Below are 20397 nucleotides of genomic sequence, written 5' to 3' on the forward strand. Positions count from 1 at the left end.
CAAATCTGCTGCGACTGGGGGGACCGCATGCGGCTGCTGCACCTGAGCCTTCCCGACTACCGGGGGCTGCGCGACTTCCACCTGGACCTCACCGACGCGGTGGACGGCGGCCATGCCATCGCCACGCTGATCGGCCCCAACGGCGGCGGCAAGTCGCGGGCCCTGCACGCGCTCGCTGAGATCTTCGGTGCCCTGTACCGGCCGAAACACCGCACGGCATTCCCCTTCGTCGTCCACTACGAGCTGCGCGGCACAACCGTGCGGGTTGCGCAGACCACCCGAGCAGCCGCCCCCGAACTGACCGTGGCACAGGCGGGCCGTGAGCCGACAAGAGTGCCGAGAGAACAGTGGCCGCACCATCTTCCCGATCACGTCTTCGGCTATCAGGCCCACCCCCATGCCCCCTGGACCGCGGAGTTCGACCAGCACCGCCGCTTCGCGACGCGCCGCCTGAGCGATTGGCGCCGGCAGTGGCGAGAGGCCCTTGACGAGTGGCTTGCCAGCCGGTCGCCCGAGGAGGCGTGGCCGGAACAGCTCACCCTGCCCATCCGCTGTCCTCTCTACACCCCCGTCTTCCTGTGCACCCCCGCTCACCTACCGCTGCTGCTCCTGGCGCAGACCACCCACTGGGCCGACTCGTTCGGTACCTACCTCCGGGAGCACTCCTACATCCAGCACGTCGCCTCGGCCGTCCTGCGCGTTAAAGCCCCCCGCACCGTGCGGGGAGCGCCCTTGGCCGAACTGCCGTACTGGGGCCTGGGCGGGCCCGCCCGCACGCTGTTCGCGGCCGTGGCCGAGGCCGGCCGCTTCGGCCCCATTCCCGACGCCGACCCAGTGGACGGCGCCGGCAGTCCTGCCGACGGGTTCCGGATCATGCTGGGCACCACCGAGGACGTCCGGGCCTTCCGCAACCTCTTCGACAGTGATCTGTCGATGTTCGGGCTGCTCGCCACCCTGCTCGACGCCGGATACCTCACCGTCGACGTTCGCCTGCGCAAGACCGGCGCGGTGATGCTCGGCCTGGACGACCTGAGCTCCGGAGAGCAGCAACTCCTGACCATTTTGGGCCTGCTGCGGCTCCAGCGCGCACAGGAGTCGCTCTTCCTCCTGGACGAGCCCGACTCACACTTCCACCCCGAATGGAGCCGACGCTGGTACAGCTCAGTGCGCACCGTGCTCGGGGCACATCAGGACTCGCAGTTCATCACGGCCACCCACGAACCCCTGCTGGTATCCAACATGACCCGCCAGCAGATCCGGATCATCGCCACCGATCAGGAAGGCCACACCACGGCCGTAACTCCCGAGGCCACCCCAAGGGGACAGGGCGCCGGCGGCCTGCTGACCACCGATCTGTTCGGGCTGCCCAGCCAACTCGACGAACACACCCAGGAGTTGATTGACCGCCAGTACACGCTACTGCCGGCGGCGGCCCATGACCCGGTGCTGCAGACGGAGCTCCGCGAGGTCACCGACGAGCTCGACGCACTGGGCTTTACCACCGCGAACCGTGATCCTCTCGTGACGGCCTTCCTCGCCGAACTCCACCGCAGGCGCCGTGCTCTCCTCGATGCCGCCACCAGCACCAACCCTCCACCGCAGCAGGTCCTGGAGGCCATGGTCGCCGAACTCTTCAACGAGCACTTCTCGTCGGTGATCTGACGCTGATGCGACACGTGGACATGAGCGGACTCACCACTCCACCGGCGTGGACGGCCAAGACCAAGACCACCTTGGACGCCGTGCGGGCTGCGATGGCCAGCAACACCAAGCGCGCCTTCACCGAGCACTGGACCGATGACGAGGTACGCGACCCCCTGCTCGCGCTCGTCGGACAAAAGTGCTGGTACTGCGAGACCACAATCCAGCGCGCGGATATCACCGTCGACCACTTCCGGCCGAAGTCCGAAGTGCTCGGCGAACCAGGCCATGACGGCTACTGGTGGCTCGCCTACACGATCGACAACTACCGCATCGCATGCAAGCACTGCAACAGCGGCGGGGCCCGGTTCAACGGTGCACGAGAAGGCCGTGCCAAAGGCAGCCGGTTCCCGCTCCTGGCCGGGCCGCGCGCCTGGCGCCAGCACGACGACCTGGGCCTGGAGCAGCCGATGCTCCTGGACCCGGCCCGGATCGGCGATCCCGACCTGCTCGGGTTCGACACCGCCGGCTACGCCCGGCGCAGTCACACTCCCTACTCCAAGGCCGAGGCGCACCCCGGGGTCTGCCGCGCCGACGAGACCATACGGATCCTGGCGCTCAACGCCACCCAGATCAAAGACCAACGCCGCTTCCTGATGGAGGAGATCGCGGTACTCGCCCAGATACCGGGCGACCTGCCCAGCGTCCAGGCATTGATTGCCGGGAAAACTGCGACAACGGCGCAATGGAGCGCAGCCGCCGCCGCTGCCTTGGCCCTGCACCGTGCATGTGCTCTGACGAGGAATGAGCCCGACCAGTCCCCGGCAGAGCATCCCGGCACCCCGGTCGTCGACCCGGGACGTTCGACCGTCGACGTGCGGGACCTGCTCAAGCACTTGGATCCGGCCGACTTGACCGCCGGCATCCCGCTGATCGGCCGTCACAACAACAAGTCGCACCCGGGTGTTCTGCAAGCGGACGGCCGCATCAGTGTCTGGAAGCGTCCTTGGGGTACCCCGAACTCCGCGGCCCGGGCCGCCACCGGCAGCGACGACATCGACGGCTGGGACTTCTGGCGGCTGACCATTTCCGGTGTCGAGCAGTCGCTCGCAGAGTTCCGTGCCGCACACACCACGCCCGACCCACCGGCCTGAGCGGGTAGCCCCGCTTGATGCTCGCCTTGACACGCCTCGGGGCCGGACGAACAGGCCAGACGAAGGACGGACAACCCTTCAGGGCTGGCGGCGGTGGCGGTGCGCTGGCCCATCGTAGTGATGCCGCGCCGTCGGGTGACGAGGCACGGGCGCTGCGAGGTGCACCACGACGAGATTCACTCCGGTGATTCACTCACCGCTTTCGGACACTGCTTGTTGTTCCGGACCTTCCGGATTGGGCCCGGATCTTCAGTCAGGGTTCGTGGAATGGGCGAGTTCAGAGTGCCGGACGCGGTGGTTGCGGCTGGTGTAAAGGCAGAGATTGCAAATTTGCAGATCAAAGTGGTAACTGCCGCGATAGGAGGAGGTGGTTGTGCCTGATGATGCGGTGGTTCACCGCTATCTGAAGCCCGAACGTGATCCTGGCCCCGGACGGGGCGCGGGTGCTGGACTGCGGCATCGCACACTTCACCGACGGCACCGCGGTCATCCGTCCTGGCGTGCCGACCGGGACTCCGGGCTGGCTGAGCCCCGAGTACTACCGGGGCGCCACCGCGGGTCGCACGGAGATCTTCGCCTGGGGTGTGCTGTACGCCTTCACGGCAACCGGCTGCCACTCCTTCAGCACCGGCGTTCGTACTGGTTGGTGGGGCGATGACTCCTCGCCGACCACCGTGCTTCGGGTTGTGCGTCCGAATGTCAGTGGTCGCCCCTATCGTTGGGAAGGGCAGTTGTCAGAAGGCTTCCGGGGGAAGAGTGACCGACGGACAGAAGCGAGCAAGGCGGTCCACGGGTCTCGGCGGTTTGGCCAGGCGCAAGCGGGTTGTAGCGACGGCGGTCATGGAGGCCGAGGGGTGTCTCGCCGACCTGAAGCGCGGGCGCCGTGCCGCTCGCGAACTCAAAGAAGTCACCGAACAGATGCTCTCTCCTGAGTACAAGGGGCGCGTGCTGGTTGAACTCCTTCAGAACGCCCACGACGCGCACAGCGCCCGGCACGGCGATGGCCGCGTCGAGATCGTCCTCGACGAGGACGAGGGCGAACACGGCGTCCTCTGCGTGGCGAACGGCGGAAGGCCTCTCGGGTACAAGAACTTCGAGGCGTTGTGCAGCATCGGCCTGTCGAGCAAGCGACCCGACGAGGGTATCGGCCACAAGGGGGTCGGCTTCAAGAGCGTGCTTCAGCTCACCTCCGCCCCAGAGATGTACAGTGTCACGGGCTCCGCGTCCAAGGCCTTCGACGGGTTCTGCTGCCGCTTCGCCCGGGACGACGACTTCGACTGGTTGGCGGACCAGGTCGCGCCCGGCCACCCGGAGGCTGCCGACCAACTGCGCGCGAACCTGTCATCGCTGAAGGTTCCAGTGCCGGTGGACGACGTCCCGGCTGCGGTGGCTCCTTTCCGCCGACGGGGAATGGTGACCGTGGTCCGGCTCCCGCTGCGGTCCGCCGAGGCGAGGCTGGAAGCGGTACGTCAGCTGCGGGAACTGACCGATGACGGGGCGCCGTTCGAACTCTTCCTGGACCGCCTCGGCAAAGTGACCGTCACGCACCGGGTGGGCGGCCGGGGGCGCCCCAGCGTCTACACACGCAAGGTGGACACCCTCTTCACCTCTCGTGACCTGAAGATCCAGCAGATCATGCTACGCCGTCGCACCCGCCTGATCATGGTGACGGCCGCAGTGGACAGCGAGCGCGCACGCGAAGCCATCGCCGCCGGCTTGGGATCCGGACCGCTGAAGGACGGCTGGCAGGCACTAGGAAACTCGGCCGTGGTCAGCGTGGCGGTACCCGCGGGCGACCCTCTGGAGCGCGGCAGGCTCTACACGTTCCTGCCCATGGGGACACAACGGACTTGCCCGGTACGCGGGTTCGTCAACGCGCCATTCCACACGGACGTGAGCCGACGCACCATGGCGGAGTCCACGCAATGGAATGACCTGCTACTCGACACCGCGGCCGAGGCCTGCGCACGGGCGACCGCATTGGTCGACGAGGGACGCGTCGTGCTGCCCGCAGGCACCCTCATCGACCTGATGTGCTGGGAACACGACCAGCTTCGGCGCCTGGAGCTGGCCTTCAAGGCACAGGACCGTGAGTTCGACGACGTTCCGTTCATGCCGGTACTGCACCCCGCGGGCACCCGCACCGCGTACCGCTACGGCTACTTGTGGCGCGGCCCCGAACAGGCTCGCGTACTCACACCGCAGGCCGTGGCTGCCGCTGGGGTCCGGCACGTCATCGACCCACAACTCCATCCCCGGCGCGCCGAGCGGCTGGCCGCGCTGGGTACGGCCCGTGGACTGGGTCTCGTCCCACCTGCCAGCGTGCTCGCCGGCTGGGCGGAGAGCGTAGCCACGGCCCTCGCCCAGAATGAGTTCGACGCCGGAAAGTGGGCGGACTACTACCACGACCTCTCGGTCTGCTTCGCCCGCACCGGAGAGGAACTGAAGGGGAAGAAAATCGTCCTCACGGTCGACGGGAAGCGGGCTCCGGCTGGCGATCCCGGGTTGTTCTTCCGCCGTTCGGACGGCCCGTCGGCCGCGCTGCCCTCACTACCACCTGGACTCGCGAAGAGCATCTCCTTCGTCCACACGGAGATCGCCTGGGCGGGACGGAAGACCAGTCGGCGCTCCCGCGGGCGTACCTGGCTGGAGGAACAGGGCCTGGTACGGGACTACAGTCCGAAAGCCCTGTTGGAAGTGCTGGGCGACGCCATGCGCAAGGTCCGTGAGGACGACGAAGCCCTGCGCGAGCACCTCCTGTTTGCCTGCGCCCTGTGGGCGTCCTCCGTGGACCGGCACGGCAAGGGACTTGTGATCAAGGGGTTGTTGGTGCCGGGTCGCAAGACCTGGGTGCCCGCCACGGAGGCCATGTTCGGAGATGGCTGGACAGGCAGGAACGGTGGGATCGACGGGGCACTGGTCCGCTTCTTCGACCGTACCGAAGCTGTCTCCCCTGACCTTGTCGCCGCCGCCGACCGGGTCGTCCGCCCCGCCCAGGACATCTGTGCCGGCACTCGCACCGACACGCAGACCCTGCGGCGCTTCCTCGGACAGCAGGGCGTCCGCCACGGCCTGCTACCGACCTACGTGGCAACGTCCCAGGCGGTGAAGGGGCAGTATCTCAACCGCCCCTCCCTCTTTCCCGGACTGTGGGCTCTGAACCTGGACCCGGATGAGCGGGCCCAATGGCAGTCGACGGCCCAGCGCTGGCCCAAGCGCCGCGACGCTCTCTACCTGACCGTCGAGTACCGCCCGACCCGCAAGAGGGTGGCCGTTCTCCCCGGCCAGCGGGAGTACGCCGCGTTCGACGAGGAGAGCCGTCGGCTCTACGCCGAACTGATTGTCCACGGCCTGGACACTTGGGCCCCCGAGGCACTCGAGTTCCGCTTCGCGGGCGGCTCGGATCAGAAGGGCACACCGTGGCCCACCCCGCTGGCGGCCTTCCTGAGCCGAGTGCCGTGGATTCCCCAGACAGGCGACGAGGAAGACACCCCCGCTTTCACCACGGCCGGCCATGCGTGGTGGTGGGCCTCGGCGGAGGCGCCGCCCGACTTCCTCACCGTCGCTTCCGCCGTGCTGCGCAGACGGCAGTCGGACCGCGTACTCGAACGCCTGGAGCTGCTCGGCGTACGCCGCTGGGACGATCCCGAGACCGCCGCGGACCGGCTCCGCCACCTGCCCGCCCTGCTCCGCCGTATGCCCCGGCTACGGCAGGGAAGCCTTGGGCATCTGCTGCGGCGGGCCTACGAACAGGCCTGGGCGGACCTCCTTCCTCCGGACGGGTTCGGCAGGGGGTGGCAGTCCGGGATCTTCCCCGAGCTCCTTGTGAGCCGGGCCGGGACACTGGATGTCCTGGCAGCTGACTCCGAGCCCGAGCCGGTCTACGTGGCCGACATCCGCGGCACCCAACAGCGAAGGCTGCTCGACCAGGCACCCCTGCCCGTCCTTCCGGTCGACGACCGGGCTCTGGGCCAGCGCGTCCACGAGCACCTGGAGGCGCAGGGCCGTTTCGTGATCCGGCCGACGAGCGAAGCAGAACTCGACGTCTGGGTCGACCAGCTGCCGATCGCCGACGCACCCCGAGTACCGCTGCTCGCTCTGGCCGGGCCCTGGCTGGAGACCCTCATGGTCGCCCTGGTCGAGTTCGACGAGGAGCGGTCCTCCCGCGCCGCGGTCCCCGCGGCGCGCCGCGTCAGGCAACGGCTTCGATCCTGTGGCGTCGTCGTGGCGCGGACCGCGGTCACCCATATCGCCGGGCACGCCCTCGATGCCTCCGGCGATGACCGCTCCCTCCTCCACGACGATCCGGACGAACCCCGCCTCGTCGTGGTGTGCGCAAAGCAGCGCTCCGACTGGCATGTGCTGGAGGTAGCCGCGACCGCCCTGAGTACCCTGATCGGCGCCCCCTACCTGAGCACGGCGGTACAGCTGGCGTTCATCGCACTGAACCGGCTGGACCGGACCGTCGCGGACGTCACCGAGGCGGATATCGCCTCCGTGCTCGCCATCCCGCAACAGCGCCTGGAGGCGGTGCTCGCCGACCGTGCCTCGATCCGCTCCGGCAGCGCCCGACTCGTCCCCCTTCTCGCCTGCGTTGACCTCGCCCTCGCCGAGGAACTGCAACGCGGACAGGAGACCTTGCACGACTGCGGCGAACTCCACGACTGGCTGGTCGCCCGGCTCGATGTCGACCGCGCTGACCAGTTGCTGGGACTCGTGGAGGAGGCCGACTGGCAGCGGATGCTGTCCGCACTGGGAGTGCCCCTGGCCGAGGCCAACCAGGCTTGGCAGACACTGGGTCTGCTGACCGTCGACAACGCGGAGACCCACCAACGCCAGTTCCAGGCCTGGTTGCAGCAGAACCGGGCCCGAATGGCCGACCGCGTCCGTGACGCCTACGTGGCCACGCACAAGGCGGGCGCCCCCCTCACGGAGTACGTTCGGCTGCGCTCGCTCCCCGGACTGGAGCCGGACCCCCGGTGGGGACTCGAACACTGGGACCTTCCTGCTGACCTCCTCGACGCCCACGCCGAGGAATGGACGGTCACGCACCTGCCCCCGACACCGGCCCGGCAGCACCCCCCGCGTCCGGTGACCGAGATCCACGAGGACTGCGTCGACACCATCCACGCGCGCCTTCCCCGCCTGCGTGTCCGCATCGACGCCTGGCTGAACCGCCAGGGCCGCGAGATCCCCTCCCTGCCGTCGGCCACCGAGGTTGCGTCGGCGATGGACGCCGAGGGCCTGCTCGACTTCGAGCCGATCGGCACCCGTACGCTCATCGCCTGGCTCCAGACCCACGGTCACTGGCCCGCGGGCATGCCCGCCACGGACCGGGCGGCCGACCTCGGTCTGCGCGAACCCGCGCCCCTCCCGCCGAGCCCGCCCGTCGGCAGCGCCTCGCTTCCTGCCGCGCCGTCGGGCCCGTCACTTCTCCTGAACGGCCGTGCCCTTCCGATCGGCCCCGACCACCTGCGCGACCTTGCCCGACAGGTCGCCGCCGACCTCACCCCCGACCAACTCGCCGCCTCCCCAAAGCCCGGGACACCGTCGGCACCCGCCCTCCCGAGACAACGAACCACGTCCGCGGTCGCCGGTCGTGGCGCGGGATACCAGGCCGTCCCCCGGGACCCCCGGAGGGACAGGGCCGTGGGACTCGCCGGAGAGGTGGCCGTGGCCGCCTGGCTGGAGCGACAGTACGGCGTCCCCCGCGAAGAATCCTGGAAGTCCGGGCTACGCCAGCACGTCCTAGCCGACGGCTCGGGCGACGACAGCCTCGGCTACGACTTCCTGATCCACGACGGCGATCGCACCCTCCTGTACGAAGTGAAGGCCTCGACGGGGAACCGGGGCGAGTTCGAACTCGGCGAGTCCGAAGTCGAACGAGCCAGTCACCTACGCCCGGACGAGACCTACACCATCGTCTACGTCACCCACGTCCTCGACAGCACCCACCGACGCATAACGCCCCTTCCCAACCCGTTCAGCGCTCCCGGCCTCGCTGGCTACCGCCTCGTCGGCACGGCCATGCGTCTGCGGTTCGAACTACCGCCGGGGTGACTGAAACCTTCTCTGTAGGCGAACGAGGCCGAGCTGAACCGTTCCGGGCCGACCAGCGGCCCGACTTCTTCAAACATTCAGATCGACCAGCGATCCGGACTCAAGCGTCCGTGTTGATCCCGGCCCGAAGTCTGCCTGTGATCGCATTTGCCCGCAGTCCTTCTATCGGATCGGCTACCTTACGTGCTGAGAGTGGTGCTGGGGGTGACTACTTTCCCTGCGCAGACGATCCACCCTCGCATGCGCATCGGGGTTCAACCTCACCTGGAACCCCAACCTAGAGTCTGGGCACAACCAGGACGATTCAATGACTGACGAGCAGAGTGGACTGGATACAGCAGCGGCCGAGCAGACGGTCGTTTCCGTGTTCAGGCAGATTGTTGCTGTCCTCGCGAGCCGGTCCAACGCGGCGATCGATGACGCCGCCCCGTTCCACCTGGCAAACACGCTGTTCGCCGCGTTTGCCAGGGCGGGGGAGGACGGACTCACAACAGAGCAGATCAAGGCAGCTTGCGCCGCCTTCCCGGACGAGCTCGTCAAGGACCGCCTGAGCGTACTGAAAGGGCTCGGCGCGATCCAGCCTGCCTTTGACAAGCCGTACCAGCATGAGTACCGGGCCTCCTTCACCAGCTACGTCTCCATGCTGTTCGTCCAGCGCATGCTGGCCCGCGGAGGTCAGTCGGAACTGCACCAGCTTCTGACGATGGAGAAGATCAGGCTGGAAGGCGGGGAGAGCACAGCCGAGGAAGCCCTTGAGGTCGTTGTCGGTATCACCACCGCACTTCGACTGCTCGTCGCCGAACTCGTCGCGTTGACCGTCAGCGGCACGGTGGAAAACCTGCGGGAACGCGCGCCGCTGTTGTGGAACGCCAAGTCGCTGATCGACCAGGCGTCCGCAGTGCACGAGATCCTGTTGCAGTTCTGGCCCGCACTCAGACGTAAGTGCGGCGAACTGCGCTCGGCGATCGCCGCCTACGAAGATGCCTCGACGAACGCCTCGGCACGCCTCATGGCAGCAGCGGGAACCTCCCGGGCACTGAATCTCCTACCCCCCGAGATGTGGAAGCGCTTCGCGAACCGCGCATCGGTGGACGAGCTCGCGGCGGTCCTGGCCGATCAAGTATTCGACGCGCCATCCCCCTGGCACGACGTCGCTGACCTCACGGAGGCCGTGGCCCGCGCGCCACAGGCAACCACCAACCGCCCGACACCACCGCGGTCCCAGGCTCCTGATAACAAAGAACAGCCCTACCAGGAATGGAAGGACGCTGAGGCCGAACGGCTGGCGGCAATCGCCGAAGAAGCGCTCAGCGGCGAAGACTCTGTGGCAGTCGAACACCTTCTGTCGGACATCGACTGGGTAACAGCACGCCGCTTACTGTCCGACCTGACCGCCGCGAGCAACAACGACCGACTGCCCTACCGACTGACCTGGACCGGCCCGGTCCAGGTACGGGCAGGCAGTGTGCCCTCCTGGCTCACCTGGGGCGCGTTCGAACGAGTACGGAGACCCGCGTGAGTGATCCGGACGAGGCCCTGTGGTGGGCAAGGGTGCGAGCCGAAGGCCCGCTGCGCATGCCGGCAGCCACAAGAACACCGGCAGGCATGCTGCGCATAGTGGAGCAGGATGGTGAGAGTTTCTGGCTGATACCCCGCCCACCCGATGACGTGACGCCAGCCGTGCTCCGGGAATTGCAGATACCCTCGCTCTCGGTGAGGTACCCCAACGAGACCAACCGCGTCCTTGCCGCAGCCCTGCGCTGCTGCTGGGCCGATGTTCAGGCAAGCCCCTGGCCAGGACAGCCGGCAACGATGTACGAGGTACTGGACGTCGTGGGCCAGCTCATTCCCGGACGCGAAAGAGAAGTTCTGCACCGCTTCGCAATGGGAGCACTCCGCCGCCTGCATGCCAGCCGGTGGTTGTACATCGATGGCCAGGCGCAAACGGTCCGCCTCGGCCCCCGGACAGCCACCTGGCCCGACCGGGACATCCCCCTACTTCGTGACCTGTGGCGTGAAATACCGCCCCCTCGACCTCACAGGCAGGCGCACCGATGAGTCACCTCTTCGACGACATGCTCCAGCCGCTCGGCGACAAACAGCGCGACGCGCTGGTCTCGGCCTGGGCCGCCCTCGAACACGGCAGCGAGCCCGCAAGCGAAGTGGCCCTGCCCGCCCTCCGAGACGCGGCGCTGCGTCACCAGCTCGACCAAATGCTGCACATGACCGGCCGCACACTGGTCCCCGCAGGCGCCCACCTCTGGACATCGGGATACCGGGACGACATCGCTACAGAACTGGTCGCGAACGGCTGGGGGATACTGCCGCCGCTGGAAAGAGCCGCGCTGATCCTGGTACTGATCCACTCAGTTGCGATCCCCCGGGCAGAAGGACGCCTGAGCGGGGACGACTGGCAGTCCAACCACCCCACGACACCGACCCAACTTCGGAAGCTCTCGCAGATCCACGGGCAACTGCGCCTGTCTGATGCCCTGCAACGGCTGCGCGCAGCAGGGCTGGTCCGCATGGTGCGCGTACCAGACCACGAAACAGTGGGATCCTCCTACATTCCCGGGCCCGCGCTACGCCGACTCACACCAGCCGCGCGCCAACGACTCCAGGAAAACCTGATCCTGGCCGTGGGCCCGGATACCGCGCTCGCTACCGCGATCACGGTCCGCCGGAACTTCGGCAACCCCCAGACATGACGAATTCCCCAAGGAACGGTGCATGGAAAAGAAAGAGCCGCCGAAAGACATTGTCGGCGACCGTGTCCTGGTCGGCCTCCAGAGCGTGCGAATCTCCAGGCTTTCCACCCACCCCATCCCGTTGGCAGCCGGCACCCTTATCGCCGTGGCAGGACAAGGACCGAAAGACTCCAACGGAGCTGGGAAGTCCTCACTCCTGGCCCAGATCAGCTTGCTGCATGCCGACGAACAGTGGCGATTCAGCTCCGGTGCACCCGCCGCGGTCGACCTGCTGTTCAACTCCGAGGACGCCGGCGGCGAGGAGCACTGGGGTAACGCCGACTACGGATACCTCATCGGCGTGTTCGCACCCCCTGTCGGCACCCTTGCCCAGTTGCAGGCCGACGCCCTGACCGTGTGGATCCGGATCGACAGAAACAGCCAAAAAGGCAGCCCCCGGCTGAAACTACGCTGGCAGGAAGGACTGCTTCTACCCGCTGGAGAAAGCGAAGCCGAACGCGAACGGTCCGCGGACTCGGTGTGGCACGCCTTGCCTCCACAAGCCGGACGATACGACGTGGCGGCCCGCGACCTTCCGTACACCCTCTACGGGGACCACGTGCGCTGCGTGTCGTTCCTGTCTACATCGGTAAGGGCCAGCGCCGCCCCCAACCTCCTTGCCCAGCCACTTAACGAGATCTCCGAGCGGCGGATCTTCGAGGCAATCGCCGTACTCACCGGCATCGAGCACGAACTCCAGCAGGAACGCCAGGCGCGCCGCAATGAGTACGACCGCCTCGAAAAGGCCAGCAAGGCCGAGTCCGACCTCGCCACGTGGGAGGAGCAGACTCAGATCACCGAAGAGGGCATCGACGCCCGCGATCAGGCGCGCAAGGACGTTGTCGACGCTGCTGACCGCTGGCGGTCACATATAGCACAGCTGCTGTACAACGCCCTCCAGCGTGATGCCGACATCCAATCCGAGTTAGCCGGGGCCGACGCTGAGATCGAACAGGACAACCGCACGGCGCAAGAGCTAGCCAGACGAGCGAAGGAACTGGCCGACGACGAGGAGTTCTCGAAAAGACAGCAGGTCGCGCAGAGTACATTCAAAGGGCTCGACGACGCCGACCGCGACCTGGGCAAGCAGTTGGCAACTCTGCTACAGCAGTTCGAAGACGCCGACAGCCGGTTACGTGAGGCGAAGCTTAAGGCCCGTGACGCCGACGGCCGCGACGAACCAACTGTCCAACGAGAGCGTGCCGAAGCGGGCGCCGAGTTGGACAAGAGGGTCAAGACAGTCGGAGTGGCGGAGAAGGCGCTATCCGATGCTGAGGAACGCTTGGAGGACGCGGAAAGCGGCAAGGACCTGGCCAGGCAGCAGATCGACCTCCTTGCAACCGAGACAATCGAGGCCATCTGCCTCCTTGACGCCGTTGTCCTCACGGATCGGCAGAGGCCAAAGTGGGAGCCGGCCCTGTGGCCGTACTGTGAAGCCGCCGTCGTGGACCATCACCAGCTCGAAACGGCCAGTGACCTCCTCGCGGACCTGCCCGGCTCGATCTTGATCGCGGCCAATCTGACCTCAGACGCAAGGCACACTGACCTCCCCAGTAACGCCAACCCGAACTACGACCTGAGCGGGTTCCTCGCATCGCTGGACTCGCGAGTCACAGCCCAAGCCAACCCTGACCGTGTCTACGATGATGCGGGTATTGTGACGATCGGCGGTTTTCCCCGGCCCGTGACCGACCGAGCCGCCCGCATCGTCACCGCACGAGAGCGCGTCCGCCAGGAATCCGACAGTCACCGGGAAGCCGTGCGGATGCAGAAGGCCGCCGAGCAGCAAGTCGCCGGTGCTGAGCGCAGACTGAACGGCGTAAGAGCCGCAGCCGAAGCCGTTGAGCTGGAGAGAAAGATCAGCACTCTGCAGGCGGAAGACCAGGCTGCCCGAGACGAGCGCGCGAAGCTGGCCCCTGCGCTCACTGCCGCAGCTGCCGAACGGGACGAGGTGCTCCGTCTTGAGGGGCGTCGCGGAAACGAAATCAAGTCTCTGCGCGCACAGAAGGCTGCCCTCGACGAAACCACCAGAGAGAGGCAAGAAAAACGGGGAAGTCTCGAAAAAGAGCAAGTAGAGCTGGACCTCGCCGGACTGAGAGCCCGCTGGAACGGTACGGATGAGTCCGCTCGAGACTACCTGCTAGCCCTGCCGGAAACCCAGCAAGCCTGGACGTCTGAAGACTGGTGGGAAGAAGCCAAGACTCTGATCAACACCGCGATATCCAACTGTTTCCCTCCAGCCGCCTCTCACACCAGACCGAAAGAAGTCACCAGCCTGCTGGCCGAGTTCAGCCAGCGCGGCCCAGACAGCAGCACAAAGGCACAAGCGGCCTTCCCCGCGTTGCGCCACGCGCTGCACGTCTACCTGCGCCAGCACGAAGACACCGACCAGTACGAGCGCCAACAGATCGCCCATCAGCGCAAGGAGCGCCACGAGAGTCTGGACGCCGCGCGCATCGGCCACGGGGAAGCCGTCCAGGCCAGCCGAGCTCACCGAGGCGCGCTCACCTCTGCCATCAAGCAGAAGCTGGAAGACGTCAAAGCCGCGTTCGACCGGCTCGATATGGCCCACGGCGGATACGGAGCCTCACTCCAATACGACGAACCTCTCCCTCCTGCCCACCCCACCGAGAACTGGGAATGGAAAGTCACACCGACGTGGCGGCGCGCCCGCGGGCGCCATCACATCCCCTACAACCGGCGCGCCAACACCGCACAGATCGATGATCGGGCGATCAAACTCGTGTGCGCCGCTGCAGCGGCGAGCGGCACGGGCCGGCCCCTCGTCCTCGTTCTCGACGAACTCGGCCGCAACCTCGGCAAGCAGCACCGCCGCGAAGCGGTCGCCCTGCTCGGCCAGATCGGCAGGGAGAGCGGCATCACCGTCGTAGGCGCACTGCAAGACGACATGGAGTCCTACGCCATCGACGCCTGCGGCGAATACATCAAGCTACGCCGCAGCTCAGACTCCAGCCCGTACAACGAGCAACCCGTCGTCGTCGGCTACGACGAGCACACCCCCCGTGTCGAAATGCTCCGGGCCTGGTTGACCAGCAACGAGTACGTGGAGCCGGCATGACCCCTCGCTCCCGCCCTCGCGGCTTCGCCATGCGCCACCTCAACGTCTACCCCGGCCTTACCACGTACGTAGTCCCCCTGCCCGATGGCGACTACAACACCGACCGCCGCGGCAATCCCAAAATCACGCGGGTCACACTGGAGCCCGACAGCGTCCCCGCACCCCGCCGTCCGCCCGGCCTGAACGACAGCCAGTGGGCCTTCGCCACCACCAGTCCTCGCCGCTGGCAGTCCGCCGTCACCACGTTCGGCGACCGAGCCGAGGAATTGGCCGCAGAGCTTGCACGCAACGGATGCATCGTCCTCGAATGCGACTTCCGCAACGCCCGCGTAGTCCTCCCACCCCGCGGCTGGACCCCCCACCCCGACCTGCTCGCGGCCCAGCAAGAGCGCACCAGCCAGCGCGCAGCCCACAAGACCACCCAGGACACCGAAGCACGCCGCCTTGCCGACCAGCTCGCCCCCTATTCCGCCACCCAGCCACTGCAAACCATCCTCCGGGCACAACGTCACGGCGCTTACCGCGACCACGTCATCGAGGTCGCCCGTGTCTTTCTCACCGGCAGGACCCTGACCGCCCTGGCAGAGATCGAGCCTTGGGTTCCTGTGCAGTGGCTCAAGCGCGGAACGAAGTCCGACTATGAAAAAGACCAAGAGCCGCTCGCCGAGGGCGGTCAGGGCGCCGTCTACGGAGGCGTGCACAAACACACCCGCATCCCCGTCGCCCTGAAACAGCTCCGGTACGGCGATGAGGACTCAATACATCGCATGCGGCGCGAGATCTCCATCGGGCACCTGTACGGACAGCACCCCAACGTCATGCCGGTGCTTGACGCTGACCCAGACGGTCGATGGTTCGTCATGCCCCTTGCAAACGGCAGCGCCGCCAGCCACGCGGAACGACTACGACAGGAGAGCGAAGCGCTGCGGGACCTCGTCACAGCACTCTGCGACGGGCTGCGCCGCCCGCACGCCGATGACCGGATCCACCGCGACATCAAGCCGGCAAACGTCCTTCTCCTCAACGGCAAGTGGGTCGTGGCGGACTGGGGGTTGGGCCGCTCGCCCAGAGGAGAGACCAGCGTCCCCAACCTCACTCAGACCGGCACCGGCTTCGGGTCCGAGGGATTTGCCGCGCCGGAGCTGGCATCGGGAAACCCCCATCATGTGACGCCCAGTGCCGACATCTACAGCATCGGACGCCTCATCGCAGCCATCCTGACCGGTGAACGTCCCAAACAGAACATCCCTCTGATTCCCCCACACGGACCATGGCGAACCGTCGTGGAGGAGTCAACCCACCATCACCCGACCGACCGCCCGCAGGATGTGGACGAACTCCTCCGCCTCCTCACACGCATCCCGTGACTCTTCCCCCGTCCTCTCAGCGTTGCCAGCTCTTGGAGCCCGGCCCGTCCCAGCAAAAGGATCACGTTGTCGATGACGCGCATCGTGCTAGAGCCATACTTCCTCCACCAGGAGCAGGCCCAGTCCCTCCTCGGCGAGCAGCGGACACAGTCCGCGCAGGCGCGGGCCGCTCGCAGAAGCGAACCCGAAGCAGCACTGCCCTACGTACTCGCAGCAGAACTATCAGATGCAGTGCCCTCGATGGGCGTCTGCGAGCTGGCGAAATGCCTCCTGGAACAAGATCTGCGTACAGGGCAGATCATCGGCACTGAACTGGAATTCACGTTCCAGCGTGACCGAGCAAGCGACGCCCCGGGCATCAAGCCAACCAACTTCACGGCAGTCATCGACGCAGGCGAACCGCTGCGCGTCACCGGCACGTTCAACTCGGCAAGAACAGCCAGCTCATCCGCAGCCGGGAACCTCGCCGGAACCCGACGTGCCTACATGATCGGAACAGTCACCAGCCTCAGCGCCGCGCACATCGAGATCAGACCAGTCTTCATCGGCATCAGGTCGTTCATCGACGACCATCCTGCTACAGGACAGACAGCACCCGGAGCACGCGTCTACCCCAGCGACATCGGCCAGTTCAGCAAAATTGACTTCACGGCACCCGTCTCAGAAGCCGAGAGGGAAGCCGTCCTGAGCGTCCCCGAGAAGGAGGTGAAACACGCCTTCGCAGACCTGATCGGCGAGTCCTACATTCCCAAGGACTGGGGCGGTGAACGTTCCGATCTCTACACCTCACGGATATTCGCCCGCGGTCACCAGGTTTCGGCAGCCTGGCTGTTCAAGGGCCCAGGCCACCCACGTGCGATGGACGTCAAAGCCCTGGGCAAGAACGGCGACCAGATCGACCGACTGTTCACCGAGCCCGCCGAACTACTCGTTCTGCAGCACTGCCACCAGATCAAGCCGAGCGTGGTCAGCATGATGGCCGCTTACGCCCACGACGCCCGACACCCACGCACCTACATGATCATCGACGGCTCCGACACCGGACGCATTCTGCGATCACTGGGCTTGCTCCCAGCAAGCCCAGCAACTCTTTTTCTGTAGAACCAGGAGAGTCCACGCAGTCCATCCTGATGAACCGGGGAATTCTCCTGGAGCACCGCAGCCAGTGGGTGAAGGAAGACACCCCCACCCACCAGCCTCTCGGCACGCTCACTCCGGACGAGGTCGATGTCTACGACAGCCGTCGTGGACGGCCAGTTCGGCCCCAACGTGCGACTTGAACAAGAGCTCGTGAGGTTCCACCTGCTCAAGGACGCCCTCAACGAGCTCCGCTGGGCACCGAGCCTGCGGCAAGCACGATCCGAAAACCGTGAAGGCGCTCTCCCGGCACGCCGAGTTCTCCGAGACCTGGGACACCTACGCCTATCCTCCGCTCGCGATCGAAAGCGTCACGGTCTCCGCGTTCAGCTTCGCTTTCGGCCATCCGTGCTAGACGAAGGAGCTCCCGACCCGACTCTATAAAAGATGCTGGGGTCGGATAATTCAGGCCAATGTTCGGTTGCCATATGGGCAGGCCAGGGTCCCCCGGACACCCTGGTGCATGGGAACCGTGTCAGCGGAGGGGGCGCCATGGAGAGCACGCCGAGTGCAGCCGAGGTACTGAAGCAGCTGTTACAGCCGGTCACGGTAGCCACCGACTCCAAGACCGCTCTTGCCGGCAGCGTCGATGTTGCCGCTCACAGCGAAGACAGCAAGAAGCAAAGGGAACACGAGCGCAAGGCCGAGGAGGCCGAGAACGAAGGCAAGGCGCACAAGGAGATGCCGCCCCTGCTGCGGCGCAAACAAGGGCTTCAGGCCCTCCCTGATGCCGAGTTACAGAGCACAGTTCGGTTGCCGTACATCGGGCTGCTGCACCGTCTCGCGCGGGGCATGGCGCTCACTCGGCGTGGTGCGGCACGTGGACTTGCTGAGCACTGGGGCAGCCTGAAGTACATCCAGGCGCTGCAAGCAGGGAAGGGATCATTGCTGTGGCTGTCCTCGGAGGGGCGGCACATTGCCAGACACTACAAAACACTGCAGTCCGAGGAGCTGGGCCAGGCGTTCGCTCTCGTGCTGGCAGAGCACATCCTGCGCAATCGTTTCCCCGGTTGCGGCGTGTCCATCGTGCATTCCGACACAACCCTGCGGGCCGGCTGGGCACTGACCGCCTCCGAAAGAGACACGAAGGACGACAAGAGCGCCAGTGTCGGCTACCGCTACCGGCCTCACTTCCTGGCGGAAGTGTGGAAGCCGTCGCATCCGTCCGTGATCATCCCGATCGCATGCAAGGGCAACCACAGCGGAGCCGGTGTTTCGCACGACCAGCTGGCATCATGCGCGGCACACGTCGACGGCCTGCATGTCGGGACGTGGAACCAAACACCTGGATTACTGTTCAGCACCGAGCTCCCTCTGGAAGGGCCGGTCACCGTCCATGCTCTGCATGCGCCGGGCGATGGTTCTCGTCTCGATCTTCCGACTGGAGCGGATGTCGCGGACGTGGACCTGGACCAACCCCCGCGACAAGAGAATCACTTCCCCGGCATCGAACGCCCCACCCAGGGAGACCAGATATTCGATCCCCTGCCCGGCTGCCAGGTCAGAGCAGAGCACTTCGCCTGGTTCCAGGAGACGCTGGCCCGCACCGACGCTGCGGGCCTGATGGCATTCGCTGGATCAGGGCGCGCCACCGCGCGACTGCTCACGAAGCGGCAGGGCAGCGAGTTCTTCAAGACATTTGAACACCCCTCCGCCGGCAGCGTGCAGGACATCGCCCACACTCTCCTCGGTGACGAGTTCGCTGGAACAGACCACGTCTTCCGTCTCAACGGAACTCACGTGGAGGCCTTCTCCGGCGTCCAGAAAAACCTCTTCGAGTACCTGGCGGATGGAGGTGACGCCCAAAGCCCCCAGGTATCGCAGTGGCGCACGCAAACTCACCATCGCAGGTCGTCATGGCCCCGAACCGGCTGGGACAGCGGCTGGGGAGGCCCTGTCAGCATCCACCAGGACGGTACTGTCCTGGCCATCCGACCGGTGAGCGTGACAAAGACAAACCGCTGACCCCGAGTGGGCTGTACACGATCTTTATGGCTCGTAGCGTGTGCCCGATCTTGTAATCCATCGCGCGACACCCTCGAACGCGTTGAGTGCCCGCACGTCGTAAGGTCCGAAGAAGATCTGGCAGTCATGGCCGAGCCGGTCGTACAGGGCGGCTGCTCCCCGGGTATCGCCCGATCGACCTGTGAGTTCGGCGTGCTCAACGCGTGCTTCGATCACCAACTGTGCGCCCGCTCCGTACCGGAGCTCCAGGTCAAGGATGTAGCGGTCCAGGTCTCGGATTCGCGCGGAGAAACCAGCATCGAGGTCGCGAGTATCAGGTGGGTCTGCCCGTCTGATCTCATCGTCCGCGGCTGCAATATCCAGAACGCGCTGGGTTTTGCTCAGAGCATGGGCAACCGCTTCTGCGCTCTTCGGGCGCTGGACCGGGTCCTTGGCCAGCAATGTCAGGACAATAGACTCCAACTGAGCGGGCACGCCAGGACGGTGGGCACTCGGAGGTGCCGGCGTATCGTCCTGATGCATCCTGCCCACGGTCATGGGGTCGTCATCAGCAGTGCCGAAGGGCGGACGCCCTGTCAGCATCTCGTACAGGACGCACCCTGCGGAGTACAGGTCGCTGCGTCGACTGCCGGGCTCCCCGCCCCACCGCTCCGGTGCCATGTAGAGCGGGGTGCCGGCGCTGGTGCGGGACTGAGTGAGGTCGGCGAGAGAGGCCAGTCCGAAGTCCACGATCTTCACCTCGCCCTGAAGCGTGATCATGATGTTGCCGGGCTTGATGTCCTGGTGGATCACTTGCGCAGTGTGCGCTGCACTGAGGCCTTCGCAGATCTGACGCGTCCACCGTACGGTTCGTTCAAGGGGTAGGGGTGGCCTCGTCTTCAGGTGTTCGGCGAGTGGTTGTCCCTTGACATACTCCATGGCGATGTAGAGTCGGCCATCGTGTTCCCCGGCGTCGTAGATGTGTGCGATGTTCGCGTGCATGGCCCTCGCCATGGCCACGCCCTCGCGTTTGACCCCTCGCGCTGTCGGCTGAGCAAATTCTGTGCGGGTTCCGGGCCGGGGCACACGTCGCCCTGCGAGGATCTTGAGAGCCACAGTCCGGCTCAGATTGAGGTCTTCGGCTGTCCATACCTCACTCATTGCGCCGCTGCCGAGCCGTTCCTTAGGCCTGTAACGGCCGCCGATCAGCTTGGTGGTGTCCACTCGTGTTCCTTTTCTGTGCCCTCGATGGGCTCGCGTGTTCCGGT

At 66.2% G+C, this 20397-nt stretch carries 11 protein-coding genes; 10 read left to right on the plus strand and 1 reads right to left on the minus strand.

Annotation, left to right across the window (positions count from 1 at the left end):
- Window positions 1-27 precede the first annotated feature (27 nt).
- From ABT070_RS15350 to ABT070_RS15395, 10 genes are all read left to right on the plus strand, one after another.
- Window positions 28-1662 carry an AAA family ATPase gene (locus ABT070_RS15350; RefSeq protein ID WP_351759960.1) on the plus strand — a complete coding sequence of 545 codons (1635 nt, stop codon included), beginning with the start codon at window positions 28-30 and terminating at the stop codon, window positions 1660-1662.
- 20 nt (window positions 1663-1682) lie between these two features.
- Entirely contained in the window at window positions 1683-2795 is a 1113-nt protein-coding gene (locus tag ABT070_RS15355; protein WP_351759963.1) for an HNH endonuclease, read from the plus strand.
- An 840-nt stretch (window positions 2796-3635) separates the two neighbouring features.
- A complete protein-coding gene (locus ABT070_RS15360; protein WP_351759966.1) occupies window positions 3636-8855 on the plus strand; it encodes a sacsin N-terminal ATP-binding-like domain-containing protein in 5220 nt (1739 codons plus the stop codon).
- 307 nt (window positions 8856-9162) lie between these two features.
- Complete coding sequence (locus ABT070_RS15365) at window positions 9163-10374, plus strand: hypothetical protein (protein WP_351759969.1); 1212 nt, start codon at window positions 9163-9165, stop codon at window positions 10372-10374.
- 535 nt (window positions 10375-10909) lie between these two features.
- Window positions 10910-11563, plus strand: coding sequence for a hypothetical protein (locus ABT070_RS15370; RefSeq protein WP_351759971.1), 654 nt, complete (start codon window positions 10910-10912; stop codon window positions 11561-11563).
- Between the two features lie 22 nt (window positions 11564-11585).
- A complete protein-coding gene (locus ABT070_RS15375) occupies window positions 11586-14681 on the plus strand; it encodes a coiled-coil domain-containing protein (protein WP_351759974.1) in 3096 nt (1031 codons plus the stop codon).
- Complete coding sequence (locus tag ABT070_RS15380) at window positions 14678-16048, plus strand: serine/threonine-protein kinase (protein ID WP_351759976.1); 1371 nt, start codon at window positions 14678-14680, stop codon at window positions 16046-16048. The genes ABT070_RS15375 and ABT070_RS15380 overlap by 4 nt, the downstream gene beginning before the upstream one ends.
- A gap of 72 nt (window positions 16049-16120) precedes the next feature.
- A complete protein-coding gene (locus ABT070_RS15385) occupies window positions 16121-17149 on the plus strand; it encodes a hypothetical protein (RefSeq protein WP_351759979.1) in 1029 nt (342 codons plus the stop codon).
- 268 nt (window positions 17150-17417) lie between these two features.
- Window positions 17418-17540: a hypothetical protein gene (locus ABT070_RS15390; RefSeq protein ID WP_351759982.1), complete on the plus strand. Its 123-nt coding sequence runs from the start codon at window positions 17418-17420 to the stop codon at window positions 17538-17540.
- A gap of 137 nt (window positions 17541-17677) precedes the next feature.
- Window positions 17678-19150 (plus strand): hypothetical protein, encoded by a 1473-nt coding sequence (locus ABT070_RS15395; protein ID WP_351759985.1) that lies wholly within the window; start codon window positions 17678-17680, stop codon window positions 19148-19150.
- A gap of 24 nt (window positions 19151-19174) precedes the next feature.
- On the opposite strand, the gene ABT070_RS15400 is transcribed toward ABT070_RS15395, so the two are convergent.
- A complete protein-coding gene (locus ABT070_RS15400; RefSeq protein ID WP_351759987.1) occupies window positions 19175-20353 on the minus strand; it encodes a serine/threonine-protein kinase in 1179 nt (392 codons plus the stop codon).
- Between the last annotated feature and the right edge of the window lie 44 nt (window positions 20354-20397).

Source organism: Streptomyces sp. NPDC002884, from assembly GCF_040295245.1.
Lineage (GTDB): Bacteria > Actinomycetota > Actinomycetes > Streptomycetales > Streptomycetaceae > Streptomyces.